This window comes from Pseudomonas sp. PDM10 (genome assembly GCF_014852295.1).
In the GTDB taxonomy this organism is placed as follows: domain Bacteria; phylum Pseudomonadota; class Gammaproteobacteria; order Pseudomonadales; family Pseudomonadaceae; genus Aquipseudomonas.
Genome location: NZ_JACVBJ010000007.1, coordinates 30,523 through 56,692, shown reverse-complemented (window position 1 = coordinate 56,692; position 26,170 = coordinate 30,523). Strand labels below are relative to the sequence as shown.

At 58.8% G+C, this 26,170-nt stretch carries 20 protein-coding genes and 3 pseudogenes; 10 read left to right on the top strand and 13 right to left on the bottom strand.

Translation table 11 applies throughout. The features are described from left to right. Nucleotides 1-333: 333 nt before the first annotated feature. A complete protein-coding gene (locus IB252_RS23385) occupies nucleotides 334-1,257 on the top strand; it encodes a hypothetical protein (protein WP_192410750.1) in 924 nt (307 codons plus the stop codon). 155 nt (nucleotides 1,258-1,412) lie between these two features. Here IB252_RS23385 and IB252_RS30470 read toward each other — a convergent pair. Further along, a pseudogene (locus IB252_RS30470) lies at nucleotides 1,413-1,536 on the bottom strand (LuxR family transcriptional regulator); the annotation flags it as partial. Here IB252_RS30470 and IB252_RS23380 point away from each other — a divergent pair. The 3 genes and pseudogenes from IB252_RS23380 to IB252_RS23370 form a co-directional block, all read left to right on the top strand. Then, nucleotides 1,527-1,787: pseudogene (locus IB252_RS23380) on the top strand (helix-turn-helix domain-containing protein); the annotation flags it as partial. The pseudogenes IB252_RS30470 and IB252_RS23380 overlap by 10 nt on opposite strands. A 96-nt stretch (nucleotides 1,788-1,883) precedes the next feature. Further along, the gene (locus IB252_RS23375) at nucleotides 1,884-3,005 is read left to right on the top strand and encodes an HlyD family secretion protein (protein WP_192410415.1); all 1,122 of its coding nucleotides are present in this window, start codon (nucleotides 1,884-1,886) and stop codon (nucleotides 3,003-3,005) included. Then, complete coding sequence (locus tag IB252_RS23370; RefSeq protein ID WP_192410414.1) at nucleotides 3,002-4,594, top strand: DHA2 family efflux MFS transporter permease subunit; 1,593 nt, start codon at nucleotides 3,002-3,004, stop codon at nucleotides 4,592-4,594. The genes IB252_RS23375 and IB252_RS23370 overlap by 4 nt, the downstream gene beginning before the upstream one ends. 9 nt (nucleotides 4,595-4,603) lie before the next feature. Here the strand turns inward: IB252_RS23370 and IB252_RS23365 are convergent, their stop codons facing one another. From IB252_RS23365 to IB252_RS23350, 4 genes are all read right to left on the bottom strand, one after another. Next, on the bottom strand, nucleotides 4,604-5,044 hold the full coding sequence (locus tag IB252_RS23365; RefSeq protein ID WP_192410413.1) for a carboxymuconolactone decarboxylase family protein: 441 nt from the start codon (nucleotides 5,042-5,044) through the stop codon (nucleotides 4,604-4,606). Nucleotides 5,045-5,208: 164 nt separating this feature from the next. After that, entirely contained in the window at nucleotides 5,209-6,651 is a 1,443-nt protein-coding gene (locus IB252_RS23360) for a mechanosensitive ion channel family protein (protein ID WP_192410412.1), read from the bottom strand. A gap of 189 nt (nucleotides 6,652-6,840) precedes the next feature. Continuing rightward, nucleotides 6,841-7,467 carry an isochorismate family cysteine hydrolase YcaC gene (gene ycaC, locus IB252_RS23355; RefSeq protein ID WP_074878621.1) on the bottom strand — a complete coding sequence of 209 codons (627 nt, stop codon included), beginning with the start codon at nucleotides 7,465-7,467 and terminating at the stop codon, nucleotides 6,841-6,843. Between the two features lie 128 nt (nucleotides 7,468-7,595). Continuing rightward, complete coding sequence (locus tag IB252_RS23350) at nucleotides 7,596-8,462, bottom strand: pirin family protein (protein WP_192410411.1); 867 nt, start codon at nucleotides 8,460-8,462, stop codon at nucleotides 7,596-7,598. Nucleotides 8,463-8,566: 104 nt separating this feature from the next. Here IB252_RS23350 and IB252_RS23345 point away from each other — a divergent pair, with 104 nt between their 5' ends. Both IB252_RS23345 and dkgB read left to right on the top strand, forming a co-directional pair. After that, complete coding sequence (locus tag IB252_RS23345) at nucleotides 8,567-9,475, top strand: LysR substrate-binding domain-containing protein (RefSeq protein WP_008152202.1); 909 nt, start codon at nucleotides 8,567-8,569, stop codon at nucleotides 9,473-9,475. A 265-nt stretch (nucleotides 9,476-9,740) separates the two neighbouring features. Continuing rightward, entirely contained in the window at nucleotides 9,741-10,544 is an 804-nt protein-coding gene (dkgB, locus tag IB252_RS23340) for a 2,5-didehydrogluconate reductase DkgB (RefSeq protein ID WP_192410410.1), read from the top strand. Nucleotides 10,545-10,547: 3 nt separating this feature from the next. Here the strand turns inward: dkgB and IB252_RS23335 are convergent, their stop codons facing one another. The 6 genes from IB252_RS23335 to IB252_RS23310 all read right to left on the bottom strand — a co-directional run bounded on the left by IB252_RS23335 (nucleotide 10,548) and on the right by IB252_RS23310 (nucleotide 20,533). Then, entirely contained in the window at nucleotides 10,548-13,766 is a 3,219-nt protein-coding gene (locus IB252_RS23335) for a transporter substrate-binding domain-containing protein (protein WP_192410409.1), read from the bottom strand. 12 nt (nucleotides 13,767-13,778) lie between these two features. Beyond that, complete coding sequence (locus tag IB252_RS23330; RefSeq protein ID WP_111452464.1) at nucleotides 13,779-14,405, bottom strand: response regulator transcription factor; 627 nt, start codon at nucleotides 14,403-14,405, stop codon at nucleotides 13,779-13,781. A gap of 110 nt (nucleotides 14,406-14,515) precedes the next feature. Beyond that, nucleotides 14,516-14,929, bottom strand: coding sequence for a response regulator (locus tag IB252_RS23325; protein ID WP_192410408.1), 414 nt, complete (start codon nucleotides 14,927-14,929; stop codon nucleotides 14,516-14,518). Nucleotides 14,930-15,151: 222 nt separating this feature from the next. Beyond that, nucleotides 15,152-17,854 (bottom strand): magnesium-translocating P-type ATPase, encoded by a 2,703-nt coding sequence (mgtA, locus tag IB252_RS23320; RefSeq protein WP_192410407.1) that lies wholly within the window; start codon nucleotides 17,852-17,854, stop codon nucleotides 15,152-15,154. A gap of 603 nt (nucleotides 17,855-18,457) precedes the next feature. Next, a complete protein-coding gene (locus tag IB252_RS23315) occupies nucleotides 18,458-19,192 on the bottom strand; it encodes a thioesterase II family protein (protein WP_192410406.1) in 735 nt (244 codons plus the stop codon). A 168-nt stretch (nucleotides 19,193-19,360) separates the two neighbouring features. After that, complete coding sequence (locus tag IB252_RS23310) at nucleotides 19,361-20,533, bottom strand: MFS transporter (RefSeq protein ID WP_192410405.1); 1,173 nt, start codon at nucleotides 20,531-20,533, stop codon at nucleotides 19,361-19,363. A 206-nt stretch (nucleotides 20,534-20,739) separates the two neighbouring features. On the opposite strand from IB252_RS23310, the gene IB252_RS23305 reads away from it, so the two are divergent. From IB252_RS23305 to IB252_RS30655, 3 genes and pseudogenes are all read left to right on the top strand, one after another. Continuing rightward, nucleotides 20,740-22,566: a glycoside hydrolase family 15 protein gene (locus IB252_RS23305; RefSeq protein ID WP_192410404.1), complete on the top strand. Its 1,827-nt coding sequence runs from the start codon at nucleotides 20,740-20,742 to the stop codon at nucleotides 22,564-22,566. 166 nt (nucleotides 22,567-22,732) lie between these two features. After that, nucleotides 22,733-23,122 (top strand): hypothetical protein, encoded by a 390-nt coding sequence (locus IB252_RS23300; protein WP_111452470.1) that lies wholly within the window; start codon nucleotides 22,733-22,735, stop codon nucleotides 23,120-23,122. Nucleotides 23,123-23,133: 11 nt separating this feature from the next. After that, nucleotides 23,134-23,232 (top strand): annotated as a pseudogene (locus IB252_RS30655) (alpha/beta hydrolase); the annotation flags it as partial. Here the strand turns inward: IB252_RS30655 and IB252_RS23295 are convergent. Beyond that, the gene (locus IB252_RS23295; protein WP_192410403.1) at nucleotides 23,201-24,184 is read right to left on the bottom strand and encodes a GlxA family transcriptional regulator; all 984 of its coding nucleotides are present in this window, start codon (nucleotides 24,182-24,184) and stop codon (nucleotides 23,201-23,203) included. The pseudogene IB252_RS30655 and the gene IB252_RS23295 overlap by 32 nt on opposite strands. Nucleotides 24,185-24,274: 90 nt before the next feature. On the opposite strand from IB252_RS23295, the gene inhA reads away from it, so the two are divergent. Next, a complete protein-coding gene (gene inhA / locus IB252_RS23290) occupies nucleotides 24,275-24,970 on the top strand; it encodes an isonitrile hydratase (RefSeq protein WP_192410402.1) in 696 nt (231 codons plus the stop codon). Nucleotides 24,971-25,545: 575 nt separating this feature from the next. Here inhA and IB252_RS23285 read toward each other — a convergent pair. After that, entirely contained in the window at nucleotides 25,546-26,034 is a 489-nt protein-coding gene (locus IB252_RS23285; RefSeq protein WP_008145327.1) for an SRPBCC family protein, read from the bottom strand. Between the last annotated feature and the right edge of the window lie 136 nt (nucleotides 26,035-26,170).

Here is a 26,170-nt window from a genome sequence, read left to right as displayed (position 1 = left end):
GACACGCCCTACACAAATAACCTGTAGAGCTTTACGAAAACGATAACAGTCAAATTAATTCTAAAAAAACCCCAACAAATCCTTTAACACGTAAAAAAATCCTGTATTAATTAGTCCACTCCCAAACATTTCAGGGAGTACAAACCAACAAAATGAAAAAGGAAGATCAGATGAAAAATAAAAATATCATCACAGAGAAACTCAACCGAATCACTTCTGGCCCGGATAATTTTGGTTGGGCACCTCTGGCGTGGGCCCACACTGGAGAGTAAATAACACCAATGAGCGACAAGAACTCTCTTGCCGCTCATTGAAAATAAACAGGAGGATATTATGCCAAGATCAAAAATGATATCGACGCTCTTTGGTCGGGGGGAGTTATCAATAATTTCAGACTCAGAAGACTTTCTCAGAGAATGTGGCCACCTAGGTTTCAACACGGAAAATATTTCTGAGATTGATAAGCTACCAAAAAATAGTATTATTTTTTCCTTTAGTAATGACGCTGCAAAATTGACGTTTGATATTGCAAAAAATACAAAAAATAAAAAAAGCGTTTTTTGCGCAACGCAAGTATTCGAGCCTTCCTTAGCTAGTGCACTCTACAGCTTGGAGCTCTTGCTGAGCAGCAATTTTGAACATGCCTTATGCACACAGCGATCCGTGTTGAACATGCTCAATTCAAATGAATCCTTTTTCCTGTCTGGTAATGACGCTGATGCGCGCGTGACTATTTTCCCTCACGCACAACCATACGCACTACTTGCCGAAGACATAGAACACGACTTTGTTCAGTCTGTGGCGGAATTTTTTGAAGTTCATTATGCACACATGAATCCACAAGAATCTTGCCCGTTTTCTTTTAGCGGAACTCTGAAAATCGCGGGAATACTGACAGTACTGAGAAAACCTAACCCGACATTGCCAGTAGGATTGAAAACCTCATTAAGATGGCTGAGTGATCGCATATCGGAGGAAGGGGCACTCTTATCAGTTCAAGACAACATCATTACCTCACTGAAAGTAAAAAACGAGGAACATATAAAACTTTTGGACCTTGCGGCTGGTTCTCGCGGGCTTAAGCTGACCGAGTTTGCAATCGGGGTAAACGAGGCTATCGCGTCAAGTATTGACTACAAAATAAACTCACAGATGAATGAAGGTATCAGTGGGGTTCATTTAGCTATTGGTGATGGATCTTCCGGCTATCACATAGACTTCCTTAGCCCAGCCGTGAGCGTAAGCCCAATACACTAGCAGTTCCATTAGTAACTACTGACTAATGGACAGAGCAATCATACCGCAGTTGGTCAATATGCCTGTTCTACAGATCCTGTCGCAAAGACGCCTGCGGCAGTTCCTACATGGAACTGCATCCCCCAGTAGGAGCTGTCGCAGGTTGCGATCTTTTGATGCTGGCGCAACCACTCGATCAACAAGGCAAACAACTCCGACTGTGAACTGACATTCAGCTTCAAATGGAGATTGGCTAATGCTCATTTGGCTGGCTGTTGACGCCACGGACGCTGCTCGCAATGCTCGAGCAGTTGCCACCGGAGCTTCAAGTCCTGGAACAACAGATCGGCGCCAGCGGCCGAACCATCGGGTGAATTTTCCAGCGTGAAGACGGCATTAGCTATCAGCAATGGCGGCTAATGCGCGCCATCGAACTGCTCGCGACCGGGCGGGACATTGGCTACAGCGCCTTCGACCTCGGGTTTGTAAGTGACAGCGCGTTCATCACCTTCTTCCAGAACGTGACCGGCATCACCTCAGGCGCTTGGTAACCACCTGACGACCGGCAACAAAAATCAATTGCCACAAAATATTACCTACGTCATATTACACGCGTAATAAGGACCCGTTTCCCACAGGTAATCTCCATGACCAGCATGCCCACCCTTGAACCCGACCTTGCTGTCTCGGTGAGCACACCCAAGCCTCCCCTGCTCAAACGGTTGATCTTGCTGACTGCGGTCATTGCTGCCCTGGTGTTCGCCGGGCTGTACGGGACTCACTGGTGGACCGCCGGCCGTTTCATCGAAGAGACCGACGACGCCTACATCGGCGGCGATGTGACGGTGATCGGGCCGAAGGTGGCGGGTTATATCGAAGAGGTGTTGGTGACCGACAACCAGAAGGTCAAGGCCGGCGATGTGCTGATTCGTCTCGACTCCCGCGATTACCGCGCCAACCTGGCCAAGGCCGAAGGTGCGGTGGCCGCCGAAGAAGCGCTGCTCGCCAATCTCGATGCCACCGAAGAATTGCAACACGCGGTGATCGGCCAGGCCCGCGCGGGGATCGATGCCGCCGGCGCCGAAACCGCCCGTTCACGGGATGACGATGCTCGCTATAAAAAACTGGTCGGCAGCAACGCCGTCTCGGTGGAAAGCGCCCAACGCGCCAACGCCACCTTCAAGACCGCCCAAGCCCTCAGCGCCCGGGCCCAGGCGGAATTGCTCGCCGCACAACGTCAGTTGAATGTGATCGCAACCCAGAAACAACAAGCCCGCGCCGCGCTGATGCAGGCCCGTGCCGAACGTGATCTGGCGCAGTTGAATGTGGGTTACACCGAACTGAAGGCCCCGGTGGACGGCGTGATCGGCAATCGCCGGGCGCGGGTCGGCGCTTATGCCCAGGCCGGTTCGCAATTGCTGTCAGTGGTACCGGCCAGCGGGCTGTGGGTTGATGCCAACTTCAAGGAAGATCAGCTATCGCGAATGACACCGGGGCAACGGGTGATCATTCATGCCGACGTGCTTTCGGGGCAGGAATTCCACGGTCATCTGGACAGCCTCGCGCCAGCCAGTGGTTCGCAGTTCAGTGTGCTGCCGCCGGAAAACGCCACCGGCAACTTCACTAAAATCGTTCAGCGGGTGCCGGTGCGCATCGTGCTTGATCCGGCCGATGGAGTGCTCGGCCATCTGCGTCCGGGCCTGTCGGTCACCGCTGAAGTGGACACTCGCAAGGAACCTGCAACCCCGGCCGTGGCCAGCGCGCCATGAGCCGCGCCCTCGCCGCCCCCGCGCAACCGTTCAATGCCGCCGACATGGCAACGGCGACCAAGGTGTTCGCCTTCGCCACGATGTGCATCGGCATGTTCATCGCGCTGCTGGATATCCAGATCGTCTCGGCCTCGCTGCGCGACATCGGCGGCGGGCTCTCGGCCGGCACCGATGAAACAGCGTGGGTGCAGACCAGTTACCTGATCGCCGAAATCATTGTGATCCCGCTGTCCGGCTGGCTGTCCCGAGTGTTCTCGACGCGCTGGCTGTTCTGCGCTTCAGCGGTGGGTTTCACCCTGGCCAGCCTGCTGTGTGGCGCGGCCTGGAACATTCAGAGCATGATCGTCTTCCGCGCCCTGCAAGGGTTTCTCGGCGGTTCGATGATCCCGCTGGTGTTCACCACCGCGTTCTTTTTCTTCACCGGCAAACAACGAGTGATCGCGGCTGCAACCATTGGCGCAGTGGCGTCGTTGGCACCGACCCTGGGGCCGGTCATCGGCGGCTGGATTACCGATGTTTCCTCTTGGCACTGGCTGTTCTACATCAATTTGGTGCCGGGGATTTTCGTCGCGGTGGCGGTGCCGATGCTGGTAAAAATCGACCAGCCGGAATTGTCGCTGCTCAAAGGCGCCGACTACTTGAGCATGGTGTTCATGGCGCTGTTTCTCGGTTGCCTGGAATACACCCTCGAAGAAGGCCCGCGCTGGAACTGGTTCAGCGACAGCACGATTCTGACCACGGCATGGATCAGCGGACTGGCCGGCCTGGCGTTCATTGGTCGAACCTTGCACGTCGCCAACCCGATCGTCGACTTGCGCGCCCTGAAAGACCGCAACTTCGCCCTTGGCTGTTTCTTTTCGTTCGTCACCGGCATCGGCCTGTTCGCCACCATTTACCTGACGCCGCTGTTTCTCGGCCGGGTGCGTGGCTATGGCGCGCTGGACATTGGTCTGGCGGTTTTCTCCACCGGGGTGTTCCAGATCATGGCGATTCCGCTGTACGCCTTTCTGGCCAACCGCATCGATCTGCGCTGGATCATGATGATCGGCCTTGGACTGTTCGCGTTGTCGATGTGGGATTTCAGCCCGATCACCCATGACTGGGGGGCCAAGGAATTGATGCTTCCGCAAGCACTGCGCGGGATTGCCCAGCAACTGGCGGTGCCGCCGGCGGTGACGTTGACCTTGGGTGGTCTGGCACCGGCGCGGCTCAAACATGCTTCGGGGTTATTCAACCTGATGCGAAACCTGGGGGGTGCCATCGGCATCGCCGCGTGCGCGACCATTCTGAATGACCGCACCAACCTGCACTTCACCCGGTTGGCGGAAAACCTCAACAGCACCAATGAAGCACTGAATCAGTGGCTGTCCCAGGTCGGCAACAACTTCGCCGCCCTTGGCCAAAGCGGTGACGCGGGTGTCACCGCCAGCCTGCATCAGCTGTGGCTGCTGACCTACCGCGAAGCGCAGACGCAAACCTACGGCGACGCGTTTCTGATGATCATGGTCTGCTTCATCATCGCCACGGCGATGGTGCCCTTGATGCGCAAGGTGCAACCACCGGCCGCGCCGAGTGCCGATGCTCATTGAGCCCAGGTGTCACTCCTGAGGCATTTTGCGGAAGCCTACTGCCAGGCGGTTCCAGCTGTTGATGGTGGAAATTGCCACGGTCAGGTCGACCATTTCCCTAGGCGTGAATTGCGCGGTGGCCAGTTCGTAGTCTTCGTCAGGGGCGTGGGTCTGGCTCAGCAGCGTCAAGGATTCGGTCCAGGCCAGCGCCGCACGTTCACGGGGTGTGAAGAACGGCGTTTCACGCCAGACCGACACCGCGTACAGCCGACGTTCGGTTTCACCGCCCTTGCGGGCATCGGCGGTGTGCATGTCGACACAGAAGGCGCAGCCATTGATCTGGGAGGCGCGCAGCTTGACCAGTTCAATCAAGGTTTTTTCCAGAGGCAGCTTCGAAACAGCGGTTTCCAGCGCGATCATGGCTTTGAGTGCATCGGGGGAAGCGGTGTAGAAATCGATACGCGGCTGCATGGTGGGCTCCAGTCATAAAGGGCGTGGAGCTACGTTAATCCCGCACTGAGATGCAGCAAATAGCCAATTATTGGGAAGTTGAGGATGCCAATGGGGTACCTCCTGCCCATGTCGTCCTCATCCGAAATGCCTTTGCCACACCCGCGCCCATGACCTTCAAGCCCCTACGCTCGATTGCGCAGCCACTGCAAAAACCCCTTCTTCTGCACAACCCTAGGCGCTTCCTGAGTCAACGTCTGCGCCTTGTTCAAGCGGAAATCCAGTAACGCCTTCATCGCTTCGCTGATGTCATGTCGCGCATCCAGACACGGTTTGAGGTATTCCTTCTCGATCCGGTACAAGCTGCAGAACGTCTTGGCGCTGAAGTCCGCCGGTAGCGCCGTATCGGACAAAATACCGCCCTCGCCGATCACCTCACCCGGCCCCATGCGCCCGGACTCGAACTTGACCCCACCACGGCTTAGCTCCACCGACACGACACCGGATTCGATGATGAACAAATGATCGCTGACCTCCCCCGCTGGCAGGATCATTTCACCGGCGCGGAAGTTTTGCAGGGTCATGTTCTGGCTGAAGGTTTCTTTCTCTTCCTGACGCAGGGTCGAGAAAATGTTCGACGCCTCCAGCAATGCCCGTGGCCGCGACAGGTTGGCAGGTGCATTGGGTTCGACGTTCGACAACAGGCTGACACCGCTGGCCTGCAAGTGCCGGAATGCCAGGTCGAACAGCAGATTACGGACCATGCGCTTCTGGTCCATGGAGACCACGAAACCACTGATCTCGTATTCCACGCCGGTGGCGCTGGAGCCTTTCAACGCGACACACGGCGCCGGTTTGCTCAACAGATAACGGCACCCTTGCATCGCCCGTTCCAGCGCGTCGATCACCGTTTGCGGACGCGCGTGCGGGCTCAGTTGCAGGCTGATGGAGACACCAAAAATGTCGCTGGGACGGCTGAAGTTGATGATCTTGGCCTTGGCCGCCAGCGAGTTGGGAATCACCGCCATGCTGCCTTGCGAGGTTTGCAGGCGCGTCGCGCGCCAGTCGATATCGATGACCCGACCTTCGGTGCCGTCGATCGAGATCCAGTCATCCAGTTGATAGGGTTTGGTGGTGTTGAGGACGATGCCGGAGAACACGTCGCTGAGGGTACTTTGCAAGGCCAGGCCGACGATGATCGCCAATGCGCCTGAAGTCGCCAGCACACCCTTGACCGGAAGATCGAGTACGTACGCCAAAGCCGCGATGATCGCGATCAGGAAAATCACCGCGCCGAGCAAATCCTGGAGCAAGCGCCCGGTGTGCCCGACCCGTTGCATCATCACCGCGCCGATCAGCACCGTCAGGGTACGCGCGCCGAACAGCCACCAGCCGATCTGCAATCCGGTGGCGGCCAGGTGCAGCGGCACGTTGTCGGCCCAGGGCGCCGTTTCCATGGGGTTCAGACCTTCGTTGAACAGCAGGACACTGAACAACGAAAAAATCACCAGCCGCACCAACAGTTTCCAGTTGCTGCCATTGGCACTGAGCAGGCGCCACAGCCCCAGATCGATAAGGATCAAAGCCATCGCGCAGATCAATGGGTGATCGGTAAGCAGTGACAGCATCAAGCAACTCCAGCAAGGACCATTGGCGCGAAGATCTCACAGATTGGCCACATTGTAGGAGGATTTAACGCAAAACCAATGTGGGAGCGAGCCTGCTCGCGATGAGGTCATGCCAGTCACCATTGAGGGTGACTGTCAGACCGCTATCGCGAGCAGGCTCGCTCCCACAGGGGATCTAAGTTGTCAGGTTTATTTGCTGTTGGTCAGGGTGTTGTAGCTGGTCATCAGGTTGCGATAGTCCGGGATGTGGTTGGAGAACAACGTGGCCAAGCCTTCCACGTCATTGCGCCAGTCGCGATGCAGCTCACAGGCCAGGCCGAACCAGGTCATCAACTGCGCGCCGGAGGCCGACATGCGGTCCCAGGCCGATTGACGGGTCAGTTCGTTGAAGGTGCCGGAAGCGTCAGTCACCACGAACACCTCGAAGCCTTCAGCCAGTGCCGACAGCGCCGGGAACGCCACGCATACTTCGGTCACTACGCCGGCGATGATCAGTTGTTTCTTGCCGGTGGCCTTGATTGCCTTGACGAAGTCTTCGTTGTCCCAGGCATTGATCTGGCCAGGACGGGCAATGTACGGCGCATCCGGGAACAGCGCTTTGAGCTCGGGCACCAGCGGGCCGTTGGGACCGGTTTCGAAACTGGTGGTGAGGATGGTCGGCAACTTGAAGTACTTGGCCAGGTCAGCCAGGGCCAACACGTTGTTCTTGAAACGGTCCGGCTCGATGTCGCGCACCAGAGAAAGCAGACCCGCCTGGTGATCAACCAACAGAACGGCGGCGTTATCCTTGTCGAGACGTTTGTAAGAGGTAGTCATGGGAGTAATCCTCGCTTTTTATCGATGCCGAACGGGTCGGCGTGAGAGAAACCTGATAGTTCGTTAAAACGCGGCCAAGCAAGGCTAGTCGCCCTCGCCCGACACGCCACAGCGTTACAACATTGAGTTCAACCGCTCATCCGACCGAACCGGCCTGACTGGAAGTCAGCAAAGGCCTGGTGAATCTCTTGCTCGGTGTTCATCACGAACGGACCGTGACCGACAATTGGCTCGTCGATCGGCTCGCCACTGAGCAGCAACACGACAGCGTCGTTATTGGCTTCCAGGCTGAGCTGCTGGCCATTGCGTTCGAACAACGCCAACTGCCCTTCGCGCACCAGTTCCACACCGTTGACCTGAACCGTGCCACGCAACACTACAAGTGCCGTGTTACGACCTTCGTGCAGGTCCAGGGTCAGCAACTTGCCGCCGTTGAGGCGCAGGTCCCAGACGTCAATCGGGGTAAACGTGCGCGCCGGGCCGGTGTGGCCATCGAACTCACCGGCGATCAAGCGCAGGCTGCCGGCCTGGTCCTTGAGCGCGATGCTCGGGATGTCGCCATCGAGAATCGTCTGGTAACCGGCGTCGGCCATTTTGTCCTTGGCCGGCAGGTTGACCCACAGCTGCACCATTTCCAGGGTGCCGCCGGTTTTGGCGAAACCTTCGGAGTGGAATTCTTCGTGGAGAATCCCCGAGGCGGCGGTCATCCATTGCACATCGCCTGGGCCGATCTTGCCGCCACTGCCGGTGGAGTCGCGGTGTTCCAGTTCGCCCTTGTAAACGATAGTCACGGTTTCGAAACCGCGGTGTGGATGCTGACCAACGCCACGACGCTCGGTGGTCGGGGTGAATTCAGCAGGACCGGCGTGATCGAGCAGCAAAAACGGGCTGATGTGTTTGCCCAGGTTGTCGTAGGAAAACAGCGTGCGAACCGGAAAACCGTCGCCGACCCAATGGGTCCGTGGGCTGGTGTAGATACCGATGATGTTTTTCATTCCGCCTCCGAATCTGGTATGTGACGCGATGGACAAAGCTTAAAACTGAACCCTTTGATGCACTAGACTGCAAAAATCAGCCTTAGCGTTCTATATGGAGAACGATGGTGGAAGACCTCAACACCCTCTACTACTTCACCCAAGTGGTGGAACACCACGGCTTCGCCCCGGCCGGCCGGGCGCTGGACATGCCCAAGTCGAAGCTGAGCCGGCGCATAGCCGAGCTCGAAGAGCGCCTCGGCGTACGCCTGCTGCACCGCACCAGCCGGCATTGTTCACTGACGGAAATCGGCCAGGCCTATTACCAGCGTTGCCTGGCCATGCGCGTGGAAGCGGAAAGCGCTGCCGAACTGATCGAACGCAACCGCTCCGAACCCCAGGGCCTGGTGCGCATCAGTTGCCCGACCGCGCTGCTCAACTCCTGGGTCGGGCCGATGCTGACTCGCTACATGCTCAAGTACCCGCTGGTGGAGTTGTTCATCGAGAGCACCAACCGCCGGGTCGACTTGATCCACGAGGGGTTCGACATCGCCCTGCGGGTGCGCTTTCCGCCGCTGGAAAATACCGACATGGTGATGAAGGTGCTGGGCAACAGCACCCAGTGCCTGGTGGGCAGTCCGGCCTTTGTGCCGCGCCTGTCATCACCGGCCTCCCCGGCCGACCTCAGCGGGTTGCCAAGCCTGCACTGGGGCGCGGCGCAGCGTGAGTATCAGTGGGAATTGTTTGGGGCCAATGGCGCCAGCGCGGTGATCCGGCATGCGCCACGAATGGTCACCGATGACCTATTGGCGCTGCGTCATGCCGTGGTAGCCGGGATCGGCATCGCTCACCTGCCCAGTGTGGTGGTGCGCGATGACATTGCCGCGGGCCGACTGGTGGAACTGGTGCCGGGCTGGGCCCCCAAGTGCGGGATCGTCCACGCGATTTTCCCGTCACGCCGTGGGCTGCTGCCGTCGGTGCGCGCATTGATCGACTTTCTGGGCGAGGAATTCAGCCACAGCGATATTGCCTAGAAGCCCGAACACGGGGGTAAGGACCTTAAACCGAGTCGCGGCTATCGCGAGCAGGCTCACTCCCACAGTGAATCTATGGTGTACGCAAATACAATGTGGGAGCGAGCCTGCTCGCGATAGCGTCCGACCAAACACTACCAATCCCCCAGACTGCCCCCCGATTCATGACTTGCGGTAAACATTGCTTTGCCGATCCAGCGGTTTTTCCCATGGGGGCAGACGCGGATACTCGTGCCCATTCCCACTGCAACCCCTGGAGTCATTGATGTCTATTCCCGCATTCGGCCTTGGTACGTTTCGCTTGCAAGGCCAGGTGGTCATCGATTCGGTGAGCACTGGCCTGGAACTGGGCTATCGGGTCATCGATACCGCGCAAATCTACGAGAACGAAGCCGAGGTCGGCGAAGCCATTGCCGCCAGTGGCATCGCCCGTGACGAGTTGTTCATCACCAGCAAGATCTGGGTGGCCAACTTCGCCAGGGATCGCCTGATCGACAGCCTCAAGGAAAGCCTGCAAAAGCTGCAAACCGACTACCTGGACCTGACACTGATCCATTGGCCGTCCCCGGAAGATCAAGTGCCGGTCGAGGAATTCATGGGCGCCCTGCTCGAAGCCAAACAACTGGGCCTGACCCGGCAGATCGGCGTGTCCAACTTCACCGTGGACCTTATGAAACAGGCGATCGCCGCGGTCGGTGCCGAACACATCGCGACCAACCAGATCGAACTGCACCCGTACCTGCAAAACCGCAAGGTCGTCGAATTCGCGCAGAGCCAGGGCATCCAGATCACCTCGTACATGACCCTCGCTTACGGCGAAGTGCTGAAAGACCCGGTGATCCAGCAGATCGCCGATCGCCTGCAGGCGACGCCGGCACACGTCGCGTTGGCCTGGGCCATGCAACTGGGTTACGCAGTGATCCCCTCGTCGACCAAACGCGCCAACCTGCAAAGCAACCTGCACGCCCGCACACTGACCTTGAGCGATGCCGACATGGCGCTGATTGCGGGTCTGGATCGTGGCCAGCGACTGACCAGCCCCAAAGGCATCGCCCCCCAGTGGGATTAAGCGTCAGTCTCGCTTGAGGTTCTGATCCAGGCGTGCCATGGCGTGTTGCAATTGATCGACGGCCTCGTCGATCAACGCCGCGCGCCCCTCGGCGCAGGCACGTTCCAGATGTTCGCAGCACTCGATCAAACGTTTTGCACGAACCATCCGCGCCCCCCCTTTGATGCGGTGCGCCAGGTCTTGCAGCCGGTGACGATTGCCAATGACGTGCGCAGCAAGCAGATCATCGCGATCATCGCGATTGGTCTCGGCCAGTTCGTGCAACAACTGATTGATCAGCGTCCGGTCTTCACCGACGTAGAGCTCCAGGCCGGTCAGGTCGATTTCGAACGTTGATTTTTCTGCAACCGGTGCTGGCGGCTCATTCACAAATCGGGATGCCAGCCACGCACTCAAATCTGCCAGCCGGATCGGTTTGAACAGACAGTCGTCCATGCCCGCTTCAAGGCAACGGATCTTTTCCTCCGGCTGCGCATTGGCGCTAAACCCCAGAATCAGCGTGGGAGGCAAACCATTGGCGCGCTCTTCATCGCGTATTGCACCCGCCAATTCATAACCATTGACCACCGGCATGTTGCAATCGGTGATGACCAAATCGAGCTCATGCTCGCGCCACTTCACAAGACCCTGCTCGCCATTCTCAGCCTCCAGCACCTGATGCCCCAGGTAACTCAGCTGCCGCGACAGCAACAATCGATTGGCCGGGTAATCGTCGACCACCAGAATCGTTAGCAGCCGAGTGGTCACCTGCAATCCGCTATCGGCACACTCGCCGCAGGTCAACGGTTGCAACGCAATCAGATCAACGCTGATGTCGACTTGCGTACCCAGTCCGAGGACGCTGTCGAGCTGCAATCGGCCGCCCATCATTTCGCACAGCGTGCGGCTGATCACCAGTCCCAGACCGGAGCCATTGTGGCCTGACTGCTGGCTGTTACCGGCCTGCACGAACGGGCTGAACAGCCGTTGCTGATCGACCACACTGACACCGATGCCGCTGTCCTCAATACGCACATTGACTGCCAGATGTCCCGCTATACCGGGCTCCACTCGCAGTGTCAGACTCACCTCACCTTCACGGGTGAACTTGATCGCGTTGCTCAGCAGATTGGACAGCACCTGCTTGAAGCGCGTGGGGTCGACTAACACGTCACGATCGCTGTGTTCGGCCAATTCGACCCGCCACTGCAAGTTCTTCTGCCGTGCCAGGCCTTCGAAAACCCGGCACACCGACTCCACCAGCGTGCGTAGATTGACCCGTTCAGGGGTCAGCGACAAATGCCCGGACTCGATGCGGGCGATGTCCAGGATGTCGCCGATCAGCGCCAGCAATTGCTGCGCGGCAGTGGATGCCACTTCGATGGCCGAGCGATCAGTGAAGCCCTCTTGCGCTCGCTTCAGCGCCAGTTCGAGCATGCCGATCAGGGCATTCATCGGAGTGCGGATTTCATGGCTCATGGTCGCCAGAAAGGTGGTTTTGGCGCGGTTGGCATCGTCGGCGGCGTTCTTGGCATCCTGCAATTGCGCGAGCAGTTGTTGGCGTTGAGTGATCTGCCGACGCTGCCAGGCAATCCAGGCCAGTGCGAGCAACAACAAAACGCCCGCCGCGGCAAACGCCTGGAGAATGCGTTGGCGATGACGCAGCCAGTAGCTGTCATCGACCACCACATCGTTGCTCCAGCGGGCTAACAACTCATCCATCTCCCGGGGCGAAATGCTCAGCAGTGCCTTGTTCAGAATCGAGTGCAACTCCAGCGCACCACGGCTGGTGGCCAGAGCGATACGCGCCGGTTCATCCCCCACGGTGCTGCTGATCCGCAGACGCTCGCGGTATTGCCGGGTGACCAGATACCGAGCCACGATCAATGAGCTGACGGCCCCGTCGGCCTGGCCCTTGATCACCCATTCCATACCCTGCGCCGGACTCGCCACTTCGACCAGACGTACAGTGGGCGCCCGAGCGCGGATGAACCCGAGCAACGGATGACCGCGATAAATCGCCAGGCGTTTACCGGCCATATCATCCAGGGTCCTGGGGCTTCCCGGGGTGCTCGCACTGACCAGTACAAACGGATTGTTCAAGTAGGCCCGAGTGAAACGCAGTTCGGCTTCGCGTTCGATACCGGGCGTGACCACAGGTAACACGTCGATCGTGCCGTCCTTGAGTTGCTGGATCTGCTGATCGAGGGAGTTACCCCGCTGCACCTTGAAGGTCAAGCCGCTGCGCTGGCTGATCAGGGTCAGCAATTGCGCGGTCAACCCGCTGAGTTGTCCCTGTGCATCGTAAAAAGTCAGCGGTGCAAAGCTCTCGACGGCACCCACTTGCACCGTCGGATGTTGATCCAGCCAACGTTGCTCGCTGGCGCTCAAACGGACTCGCTCTTGACCCGCCATGTTGGCTCTTCCAGCACTCCAGCGCTGCTCGATGGCCGTGCGTTGATCCATGGAAATTGCCGCCAGAGTCTTATCGACAATGCTCTTCAGACGAGGGTTGCCCCTACTGAAGGCAAAGCCGAACGGATTGGCGTCCAGGCCGGAAGGCCCCACCAGGCGTACGTTGCTGAGGTAGTTGTTATTGATGAGGTAATTGGCGCTGATGAAGTCCCCGAGGTACACATCATCCTGCCCGAACGCCACCGCCCCGATCGCGTCGAGTGCCGAGGGGTAGCGTTGCAAGCTCGCATCGGGATAGAAGGCTTCGACAGTCTGCGCCTGCAGATAGTCATCGACCATGGCGATGCGTTTGCCCGCGAGGTCGGCAGGCATCCAGTCGTCCAGGCGGGTAACCAGCATCGGCTGATCTTCGGCATAGGCACTGGATCGGATCAGCTGCGGGTCAGCCGCCTCAAAGTTGTTGGACGTACCGAGCAGGTCCAGATCATCGCGCTTGAGCGCCTCCATGGCCGCCTCGCGTGTGCGATAACGAAGCACGTCGATTTTGACGTGCAGCAGTTGCCCCAACAGGGCGGCATAGTCTGCGGTGATGCCTTCCAGCTCATCAACGTTTCGCGTGATCTCGAACGGCGGGTAGTCCGGCCCCGACACCCCGAGGCGCAAGACGCGTTTGCCACGCAACCACTGCCAGTCTTTTTCATCCAGCTGGACCTGATAATCCTCCACCGCGGAATGTCCCAGCACATGCAAAAGCTTTGGCTCATCGGCCGCGGTCACCGGTGCTCCCAGTCCACAGAACAGCAACAGAGCCCACAAACAATTGCGCATGATCGGGCTCACTCAGATCAGATGATTACGCTTGGCAAAATCCCTCAAGTACACCGCTGATTCCACGTTGAGTTTTCCAATCAGACGGGTCTTGTAGGTGCTGACGGTCTTGTGACTCAAGTGCATGATTTCAGCGATCGCCTTGTTACTGATGCCCCGGGCCAGATGCTGAAAGATCGTCAGTTCCCGGTCGGAGAGTTTATCGATCATCTGTTTTTCACTCAGTTGTATCGAGTTCAGCGACACCGACGCCGAGGGTAGCTGGGCGAAATAGGTGTAACCGCCCATCACGGCGTGCACGGCTCTGTGCAAGTGCTGCAAGTCATTGGTCTTGGCGATATAGCCTGCGGCGCCGGCGTGCATGCAACGATCCTGATAAAACGTGGGTTCCTGGGACGTGAAGACCAGCACTCGACAGGGCACCCCACTGGTCTTGATCCGCGCCAGTACATCCAGCCCGTCGAGCGAGGGCATCACCAAATCCAGTACCACCAGATCAGGCTTGTGTTCGCGGATCTTCGGCAAAACCTCATTACCACACGCCGCTTCGTATATCTGCTTGAAACCTTCCTGCACCAGTACGATTTTGACTGCGGCGCGAACCACCGGATGATCGTCCACAATCAGCACTGACTTCATGGCAACTCCCTGAGCAACAAAAACGACGATTGAATAATCAATGCCAATGAGCCCGGCCCGGTTGATCGCACCGGCTGCGCAAAGACTTTTGCATGGAAAACCGGGCGCAACTACCTGACAGAAATGACAGAGCCGACGAACGGTAGACGAGGGTCGATGATCGCCATCAGCCGCGTAATGGACGCCAGATCAGGCAATATTGCGTGGCTCACCTCAACCCTCTGTTGAACGCAGGCAGGAATGGGCGGCAGTTGCGCCTGCTGACCGTCATAGATCAAGGCGTGATGAACCTGCTGGTTATCAAGGAAAAAATCGAACAGGTTCAACGCCCCGCCCGCCAGCGAGGCATTGATGACCACCAGATCAAATGGCTCGCCACTGTATTCGACCAGGGTCAACAGCTCTTCAAGGCTGTGCACCGGTGCTATCCGGTAGTAGTCGAGTTGATTGAACAATCGCTCGACCTTCATGCGGTGAAAATGCAACTCGTCGGCGATCAGGATACGTAAGGCTTTGTTCGACAACGTGGGCCCCCAGGAGGGTATCGAATTCGTGAGGCCGCAAGGCTACGGAAGACCCGTCGAGCTTTCTGTAGGACTTTTCCTAAAAACCGGGACGCTTCACTTCAGCCTTAGTACGATTTTCTGTAGGAGCAAGGCTTGCCCGCGATGAACGATGACGCGGTTTAACTGATACACCGCGTCATCGTTCATCGCGGGCAAGCCTTGCTCCTACATTTGGCAGCATTACTGCCAGCCAAACCGGCGAACATAAAATCCTTTCACTGCCTGCGTCAGGCCCATGTACGCCAGCAGAATCACCGGCAGGAACACGAAGTACAGCGACGGCAGCGCCTGCAATTTGAAGTAGTGCGCCAGCGGTCCCATCGGCAGGAAGATGCCGACGGCCATGATGATTCCAGTCATCACCATCAGTGGCATCGCTGCGCGGCTTTGCAGGAACGGGATTTTCGGCGTGCGGATCATGTGCACGATCAGCGTCTGGGTCAGCAGCCCGACCACGAACCAGCCGGACTGGAACAGGGTTTGATGATCCGGGGTATTGGCATCGAAGACGTACCACATCAAGGCAAACGTGGTGATGTCGAAGATCGAGCTGATCGGCCCGAAAAACAGCATGAAACGCCCGACGTCCGCCGGCTGCCAGCGTTGTGGTGTTTTCAGCATGTCCTCGTCGACGTTATCGAACGGGATGGCGATCTGCGAAATGTCATAGAGCAGGTTCTGCACCAGCAGGTGCATCGGCAGCATCGGCAGGAACGGGATAAACGCACTGGCCACCAGCACCGAGAACACGTTGCCGAAGTTCGAGCTGGCAGTCATTTTGATGTACTTGAGCATGTTGGCGAAGGTCCGACGCCCTTCCAGCACGCCCTCCTCCAGCACCATCAGGCTTTTCTCCAGCAGGATGATGTCCGCCGCTTCCTTGGCGATGTCCACGGCGCTGTCCACCGAAATGCCGATGTCGGCGGTGCGTAGCGCTGGCGCGTCGTTGATGCCGTCGCCCATGAAGCCGACCACATGACCGTTGTCCTTGAGCAAACGCACGATGCGTTCCTTGTGCGACGGGGTGAGTTTGGCGAAGACGTTGGTGCTCTCCACCGCCACCGCCAGTTCGGCGTCGCTCATGCGTTCGATGTCGTTGCCCATCAGCAGGCCTTGTTGCTCCAGGCCGACTTCGCGGCAGATCTTCGCGGTCACCAGTTCGTTGTCGCCGGTCAACACTTTCACGGCCACGCCGTGAGCGGCCAATGCCTTGAGCGCCGGCGCGGTGCTTTCCTTGGGTGGATCGAGAAACGCCACGTAACCGATCAGCGTCAGCGCCTGTTCATCCGCCAGGCTGTAGGTATCGCGCCCTTCACTCATTGGCCGTGCGGCAACGGCAACGACACGAAGTCCTTCGGCGTTGAACGATTCGGTGACCTGACGAATCCGCGCCAACAGTTCATCGCTCAGCGCTTCATCGACCTCGCCATGACGCACCCGCGTGCACACCGCCAACACTTCTTCCACCGCGCCCTTGCAGATCAGCAGGTGCGAATGATCGCGCTCGGCGACCACCACCGACATGCGCCGGCGAGTGAAGTCGAACGGGATCTCATCGACCTTGCGAAACGCGGTGCCGACTTTCAGTTCACGGTGGACTTCCACGTGTTCGAGCACCGCCACGTCCAGCAGGTTTTTCAGGCCGGTCTGGTAGTAGCTGTTGAGGTAGGCCATTTCCAATACGTCATCGGAATCGTTGCCCCAGACATCAACGTTACGCGCCAGGAAGATCTTGTCCTGAGTCAGGGTGCCGGTCTTGTCGGTGCACAGCACATCCATGGCGCCGAAGTTCTGGATCGCGTCGAGGCGTTTGACGATGACTTTTTTACGCGACAGGAACACCGCGCCCTTGGCCAGGGTCGAGGTGACGATCATCGGCAGCATTTCCGGGGTCAGGCCCACGGCAATCGACAGCGCGAACAGCAGCGCCTGGGTCCAGTCACCTTTGGTGAAGCCGTTGATGAACAGCACCAGCGGCGCCATGACGAACATGAACCGGATGAGCAGCCAGCTGACTTTGTTGACGCCCGTCTGGAATGAAGTGGGTGCGCGATCGGTAGCGCCGACCCGCTGGGCCAAGGCACCGAAATAGGTGTTATTGCCGGTGGTGAGGATCACCGCCATGGCCGTGCCGGACACCACGTTGGTGCCCATGAACAGGATGTTGTCGAGGTCCAGCGGGTTGCTGGTGTCACTGTCCTGCTGACGGCGGAATTTTTCCACCGGCATTGATTCGCCGGTCATCGCGGCCTGGCTGACGAACAAATCCTTGGCGCCGAGCACCCGGCAATCGGCGGGAATCATGTCGCCAGCCGAGAGCACGATCAGGTCGCCTGGCACCAGTTGCTTGATCGGCAGCTCGGTGCGCGACGCATCCCGACGCAACACCGTGGCGGTGTTGCTCACCATCGCCTTGAGCGCGTCGGCGGCCTGGTTGGATTTGGTCTCCTGCCAGAAGCGCAGCAAGGTCGAGAGCACCACCATGGAGAAAATCACGATGGCGGCTTTCATGTCTTCGGTCAGCCAGGAGATGACCGCAAGCAAGGTCAGCAGCAGGTTGAATGGGTTCTTGTAGCAGTGCCACAAGTGGGTCCACCAGGGCAGAGGCTGTTCGTGCTCGACTTCGTTGAGGCCGTATTGCACGCGCAGTGCATCGGCTTCGAGTTCGCTCAAGCCATCGGTGTGGCTGCCGAGGTTGTTCAGCAGTTGGCCGATGTCGCTGTTGGCGGCGCTCACCAGGGTTTGCGCCAGGGTGGGCGGTACCTCGCGGCTGACCGTGGTGTCGGTAAAGTTTTCCAGCAGCGCCAGGCGACGGAAGTGTCGGGCGATGTGGCGCGTGCGCAGGAATCCGGCGAAGAATTCTTTGAGCAGGGTCAGGTTCATGGCAGTTCCCCCAGGGTCAGCCGGGAAACCGTCGAGCAGGCGTGTCGATACGCCGCGATGGCGACACAAAGTCGAACATCACGCACGGTTCAGCGTCGATGAGAGTGACGTCGGGACACGGACCAGGACTGGCCGCGATCGGGATGCCGCTGCTCGCTTTTTAGGCGAGACAACGGCAAAAAAGGTTGCGCGTTATCTTGCCGGGAAGGTGCCGGTTATCGAAACCGGCCGACTACTGTCACTCGAACAAGTACCCACTGTGGGTCTCCGCTATTGATTGAAAACGCGCGAAGCTTACGCCCCGATTTCTGCAGAGTAAACGATGCAAAGCCGTGTGGAGGGGGAATTGCGGGGTTCTTCAGGAAGGGTTCAGGATTCTAGATTTGTGGCGCTAGTGAGGGCCCCATCGCGAGCAGGCTCGCTCCCACATTTGATCTTTGTCTTACACAATATCTGTGTTCACTGAAGATTTATTGTGGGAGCGAGCCTGCTCGCGATGACGGCCTGTCAGTCACATCTATGTTGAATGTGATGCCGCTATCGTCGGAATGCCGCCCGGAGCAAGCCCGCTCCCACAGGGATTGAGTGACGTCTGGGATTGCGTCAGGCGCTGGCGGCCATGGCATGCCGCCGATGATGAACGTCCAGTTGATCCTTGATCACCCGCAACACCTTGGCTTCGTGTTCATGGATAAAGAAGTGCCCGCCCGCCAGCATGTCCACCGAGAAACTGCCACGGGTTTCCTTGCTCCAGCCGATCAACTGTTCGGTGGTGGTGCGATCAGCTTTGCCGCCGAGCACATGAATCGGGCACTTGAGCAACGGGCGCTGTTGCGGTTCGAAACGTCCGCACAACAGAAAGTCCGCACGCAGCACCGGCAGCGTCAGGCTCATCAGTTCTTCGTTGGCCAGCACCTCTTCACGGGTGCCGTTGAGGGTGCGCAATTGCTCGATCAATTCAGCATCGGTTTTGGGCTCGGCGAAACCCCGGTCGTAGTCAGCCCGCAGTGTCGGTGCAGCCGTCCCCGAAGCAAACAGCGCCACCGGTTCCGGGCAGCCCAGCGAGCGAAACGCGTGGGCCATCTCACAGGCGAGCAACGCGCCAAGGCTGTGACCGAACAGCGCGTACGGCGCCTTGAGCGTGGCTTTTTGTTCCTGCGCGAGTTGCAGCGCCAGACGTCGCATGTCGGTGTGCAAAGGTTCGCCGAACCGGGCGCCACGTCCCGGCAACTCCACGGGTTGCAGCTTGAGCCACTCCGGCAGTTTGCGCCGCCAGCGGCTGTAGACCATGGCACTCGCGCCCGAATAGGGCAGGCAGAGCAATGTCAGCTGGGTCACCGGGTTTACCTCAGAAAGTTGTCTGTTAAGAGAACGGATGAGGCAGGTCTTGAATTAGTCGAAGATCCCATGTGGGAGCGGGCTTGCTCGCGAATGCGGTGGGTCAAACAACATCAACGTTGACTGACACACCGCATTCGCGAGCAAGCCCGCTCCCACATTCGTTCTTTATTTCAAGTGGCGGAAGCTTTGCACTGCGGAACCGAGGACCACGGCGCCCGCGGCGACGGCGACCCAGAATCCGCTCCGGGCTCCAAATGCATCGATAAACCACCCTGAACTGGCCGCGCCAATCGCCACGCCGATACTCAATCCAGTCACCAGCCAGGTCAGGCCCTCAGTGAGTTTGGCCGGCGGCACGATGCGCTCCACCAACGCCATCGCCACAATCAGCGTCGGCGCAAAAAACAGCCCCGCGACGAACACCGCCAGCGACAGCCCGAGAATGTCCGTCGCCAGCAGCAACGGCAGCGTAGTCACCGCCGTCGCCACCCCGCCGTACAGGAACAGTTGCGGCAGCGGCAGTTTCGAGCGCAACGCCCCGAATGCCAAACCGGCCAGGCACGAGCCGATGGCATACACCGACAACACAATGCTCGCCGCCGCCGGCTGGCCCTGCTGCTGGGCGAACGCCACGCTGACCACATCCACCACCCCGACGATGGTGCCCATGGCGACCATCAACAGCATCAGCAGCTGAATCTCGCTGGAACGAATGATCGAGACCTGATGATGGTCTTCATGGGGATGAATCGCCGGCTCGGTGTCACGTTGCAGCACAAACGCCGTCACCCCGATCGCCAGCATCAGCAACGCCGCCAACGGCCCGGCCTCGGGGAACGCCACCACGCACAACCCCACCGACAGTGGCGGCCCGACAATAAAACAGACCTCGTCCAGCACCGACTCCAACGCATAAGCGGTTTGCAGTTCAGGCTGGCCGCGATACACCTCGGTCCAGCGTGCTCGCACCATCGCCGACATGCTCGGCATGCAACCCGCCAGCGCGGCGAACACAAACAACGTCCACTGCGGCGCCTGCAAGCGCGTGCAAAGCAACACCAGCAACAACGCCCCGCCACCGATCAGCGCCGAGACCGGCAAGATCCGACGCTGCCCGAAGCGGTCCACCAGTCGCGAAACCTGCGGCGCACAAAATGCCGTGGCCAGAGCAAACGTCGCCGCCACTGCGCCAGCCAGTCCATACCCGCCCTGCAGTTGCGAGAGCATGGTGATCAGGCCGATGCCGGTCATGGAAATCGGCATGCGCGCGATCATCCCGGCCAGCACAAAAGCGCTGCTGCCTGGGGCTTTGAACAGCTCGCGGTAGGGGTTTGCCATAGGTGCGGGTCTCAACAAGGGCCTGCAAGTTGCCATAAGCTTGATTGAGGGGAAAGCAGGCAATTGTTGGTTGAATGTGAAGGCCTTGATCTGGGCGCTGAACTCCAGGCGCCCCAAACCTGTCAGCTAGTTAGGCCCTCCACTCAACGCTCTGATTTCCCTCGACCAACAAGTCACCCTGGGCCTTTATCCGGAGTTTCGCGGCAATGGCTGATCATCATCCCGAACGACAAAGCGCTATCGATGCCCATGGCATCATCGGCGACATGCGCAGCGTGGCACTGGTCAACGACAAGGGCAGCGTGGACTTTTTCTGCTGGCCGGAATTCGACAGCCCGTCAATCTTCTGCTCGCTGCTGGACACCCCTGAGGCCGGGATTTTCCAACTGTCCCCGGATTTACCCGACGCTCGCCGCGAGCAGATTTACCTGCCCGACACCAATGTGCTGCAAACCCGTTGGCTCAGCGACCGCGCAGTCGTCGAAGTCACCGACCTGCTGCCCATCGGCGACAGCGAAGATGACACGCCGATGCTGATGCGCCGGGTGCGTGTGGTCAGCGGCCAGGCAACGTTTCACATGCGCTGCGCCGTGCGTCATGACTACGCTCGCGCCAAGACCCGCGCACGCATGGATGAAGAAGACGTGACCTTCGAGGCCACCGATCAGCCGTCCCTGCGCCTGTCTTCGGATCAGGCTTTGCGTATAGAGGGCCATGCGGCAGTCGCCGAATTCACCCTCGAACAGGACCAGAGCGCCGAATTCCTGCTCGGCGGTATCGCCGACCCACGGTTCAAGGAAGGCGCCGCCGCGATCTCTCTGGAGCGCACCCTGAAGTTCTGGCGCGACTGGATCGGCCAATCCAACTACCGGGGCCGCTGGCGGGAAATGGTCAATCGCTCGGCCCTGGCGCTGAAGCTGCTGACCTCGCGCAAACACGGCGCAATCCTCGCCGCCGCGACTTTCGGCCTGCCGGAAACACCTGGCGGCGAGCGCAATTGGGATTACCGCTACACATGGATCCGCGATGCCTCGTTCACCGTCTACGCGTTCATGCGCCTGGGCTTCGTCCAGGAGGCCAACGATTACATGCGCTGGCTACGCGGGCGGGTCAGTGATTGCCACGGCAAATCGATGAAGCTCAACATCCTCTATGCCATCGATGGTCGCCAGGAACTGCCGGAAACCGAACTCTCGCACCTCTGCGGCCATGGCGGTGCGACACCGGTGCGCATCGGCAATCAGGCTTACGACCAGGTCCAGCTCGACATCTTCGGCGAACTGATGGACGCGGTGTACCTGGTCAACAAATACGGCGACGCCATCTCCCATGAAGGCTGGAAACACACCGTAGAAGTGGTCGATCAGGTCTGCGAAACCTGGGAGCAAGAGGACGTCGGCATCTGGGAAATGCGCGGCGAGCAGCATCACTTCCTGCACTCGCGGCTGATGTGCTGGGTCGCACTGGACCGGGCCATTCGCCTCGCCTCAAAACGCTCACTGCCCGCCCCGTTCGCCCGCTGGGACCAGACCCGACAAGCGATCTACGCCGACATCTGGGAAAACTTCTGGAACGAAGAATGCGGGCACTTCGTCCAGTACATCGGCGGTACCGCGCTCGATGGCTCAATGCTGCTAATGCCGCTGGTGCGCTTCGTCAGCGCCAAAGACCCGCGCTGGCTCGCGACCCTCGACGCCATCGAAAAGAATCTGGTGCGCGACGGCATGGTTTACCGCTATCGCAATGACGACGCCCGGATCGATGGCCTCGACGGCACCGAAGGCGCCTTCGCCGCATGTTCATTCTGGTACGTCGAATGCCTGGCCCGCGCCGGACGGGTGGAAAAGGCGCATCTGGAATTTGAACAGTTGCTGAGGTATGCGAACCCGCTGGGGTTGTACGCCGAAGAGTTCGACAGCCATGCGCGGCATCTGGGGAATACGCCGCAAGCGCTGACGCATTTGGCCCTGATCAGTGCGGCGTGTTTTCTGGATCGGAAATTGAGTGGGGAGAAGAGTTTCTGGCAGCCTTGAGACCGCGCCACAGGTTTTGTGTAGGCCAAAACCTTACATTTCATAAACAAAACCCGCGTTCACTACCAGAAAATCCTTTGTTGCCAGCCGTAACATCCCCCCCTACCATCGACCGTCAACGGGTACAGCGGAGCTGTCCAACAAAACCCGAATTCAAGGAACCCGAATGACCCAGCGCATCCACCGCAGCATCGACACCCCACTCCGCTCAGGCCTGAACCGCGATGAATTGTGGGAAGGCCAGGACAAGGGCCTGATCAAATGCTGGGAAATCGGCCGCCAACGCGCCGCCCGTTTCCCCGAACTCGTCCAACGCTGCCTTGCCGGCGAACTGCCGGTGCTGGGCTGGAAAGGTGGCGTCAGCCGCAGCCTGAAAAAACTCGAAAAATACGGATCCCTCAAGTACCTCGCCCAGTGGCAAGGGTTGCGCGGGGAAGATCTGGATATCGATTTGAGTGAAGAACGGGCGTTGACCTGTTCGCGGACCAACATGGTGGTGACGTTTACGCCGGATCGGTCGAAATACTTCAATCAGGTGGCGGAAATTGAAGCCTAGGAAAAACAGGCGAAGGCATCGCCCACTTCACCGGCGGGGTCGGGCATAACATTCCCGAAGAAGCGCCCGAGGCAACGGTCAGAGCGTTACTGGATCTGCTGGAGGGCTGACGCTGAAACGTTCTCGATAGGCCTGCGGAGTCACGCCCATGGCCCGCAGAAAACTGCGTCGAAGCGTCTCTTCGCTGCCGAATCCGCATTGCACCGCCACCCGTTTGATCGGCACGCCGGTATCGCTGAGCAAACGTCGGGCGGTCTCGACCCGAATCAGTTCGATGGCCCGGGCCGGAGTCTGGCCAGTGTCGGCGCGGTAATGGCGGACGAAGCTGCGTTCGCTCATGCCGGCCTGCAAGGCCAGGGTCGGGATGCCCAAATCCTTGGTGAGGTTTTCGCTGATCCAGGCATGAAGTTCGTCGAAACGGTTGCCTTCCTTTTGCAAAGAGAGGGTGACGCTGAACTGCGACTGGCCGCCGGGACGTTTCAGGAACACCACCAGTTGCCGGGCGACTTCCAGGGCCATCGTGCGGCCGAGATCCTCTTCCACCATGGCCAGCGCCAGATCGATACCGGCAGTGACCCCGGCCGAGGTCCAGACCGGGCCGTCATTGATGAAAATCGGATTGGGTTCAACCTGCAGCCGCGGATGCTGCTGCGCCAACTGCTCGCAACGGGTCCAGTGAGTGACCACCCGCCGGCCATCGAGCCAGCCGCTGGCCGCCAGCAAAAATGCCCCGGTGCACACCGACGATACCCGCCGACACCCCGTCGCGTGTTCACGTACCCACGCCACCAGCGGTTCATCTCGCGCCGCGTCGTAAACGCCCCAGCCACCGGCAATGATCAACGTGTCACTGGCCACTTCGGGCAATGGCTCGGCCAACAGCGCCAGCCCCGCCGACGACATCACCGCCCCGCCGTCGCTGGCAATCACCGACGGCGCATAAGGTGGTGGAAAACCTTGCTGGCGGGAAATATCGTTGGCCGAAGCGAACACCTGCAACGGCCCGGTGACGTCGAGCAATTGCACATTGGCAAAGGCGAGCACGTGAATGGTTTTCGGCATGATTGGCGTAATTCGTGGGGTTATTGGCGTATACGCCAAATCCTACGAGCCTAAAGTGAAGTCGTCCACCCACTTCATGAGAAAAATGCCATGACGTTGCAGATCGGTTTTCTGTTGTTTCCACAGGTTCAGCAACTGGACCTCACCGGCCCTTACGACGTACTGGCCTCGCTGCCGGACGTGAAGGTGCATTTGATCTGGAAGGACCTGATGCCCGTCACCGCGAGCACCGGCCTGGTGCTGAAACCGACCACCACGTTCGACGATTGCCCGCCGCTGGATGTGATCTGCATTCCTGGCGGCGGTGGCGTCGGGCCGTTGATGGAGGATGAACAGACGCTGGCCTTCATCCAGACGCAAGCCGCTAACGCACGTTATGTCACGTCGGTGTGTACCGGCGCGCTGGTGCTCGGCGCGGCGGGTCTGTTGAAAGGCAAACGCGCCACCACTCACTGGGCCTATCACGAGTTGCTGACGCCTTTGGGAGCGATCCCGGTGAAGGATCGAGTGGTGCGCGACGGCAACCTTCTGACCGGTGGCGGGATCACGGCGGGCATCGATTTTGCCCTGACCCTGGCCGCGGAGTTGTTCGATAAGGACACAGCAGAGCTGGTGCAGTTGCAGCTCGAATACGCACCGGCACCGCCGTTTGCCTCGGGCAGCCCTGAAACAGCTCCGGTCAGCGTTCTGGAGGAAGCCCGTGAACGCGCCGCTGCGTCGTTGAAACTGCGCTCGCAAATCACTGAGCGTGCAGCGGCGAAACTCGATCGGTTGTCAGCACGCTAATCCATCCCGACCGGCAGCCAATGCCTGGCTGCCGGTCACCCGGCCAAAATGATGCACCGAGGATTTTCCATCGCCCATAAAAAAACCCGCCTAAGCGGGTTTCTCAAGACCATTTCGACATCCTGTCGGCAGCCATCCTGGCCAATGGTCGATCATCCTTGATCCTGAGCGCTTCCTGCGACTCAGTTGATGGATCCAGAATAAACACATCGCTTAAGGGTAAACAGAGGACATACCCACCTGTGGGTGTAAGCCATTGACCATTTCAGCCTTGAAGCCCTCTTCTGTAGCAGCTGCCGAAGTCTTTTCGACAGGCGAAAAAAAACCCGCCGAAGCGGGTTTTTCCCAAGACCATTACGACTCCCTGTCGGCAGCGATTCCTTGCTTATGGTCGATCATCCGTGATCCCGAACACTTCCTGTGTTTCGGTTGATGAGGCTAGATTACGCTTCGGATCCAATGTGCAATAGACGACATAGCTACTATCGCGTGTAGGACATTCGCTATAGCCGCCCTTCCGAAAACCCTTAGACGGGTAAGGTTTCAAGCATCGAAGCCGCGCGTTCATGCCGCGATCACTCTTCCTGACGCTCGCGTTGCTTGGCACTGACCTTGAGAAATTCTTCGATATTGCTCATCTGCTCATCCCAGCCGCGACTGTCCATGCGGAACGCCTTGAGCCGGCGCGTCTGAGGGATGTGATCGAAACCGGACTCGGTGACCTTGAGTAACGTGCCTTCATCCATGTCTTCGAGCTCGAACTTCACCAGTGTGGTGGGTTCCTGGGAGTAATCGATATCGGGCTCGATCGCGTACGGGTGCCAGCGAAACGAAAACACCCGTTCCGGCTCAACCCGCTCCACCAGTACATTCCACAGCAAGTGCTCATAACCCGGGTACGTAATCTGCCCCTGGGTCCACTCACCGGCGACAAAACGCTTGCCTTCCAGCGCCACGCCAAACCACTGTCCGAAGGCTTCGGCATTGGCCAGCACGCGCCAGACCTGCGAGCGCGGCGTTTTGAGCAGGATCTTCCTTTCGATGCGATCTGATGCTGGATTCATAAGTCACCTCCTGTACTGAACAGTAGGCCTGTAAGACCACAAGACCAACCCTAAAGTTGTATCAATTGGGTATCGCAATCAACCCTACCTGAAATATTCGGCTGCATTTCAAGACGTAAGTTCTTTCGTGAAGACG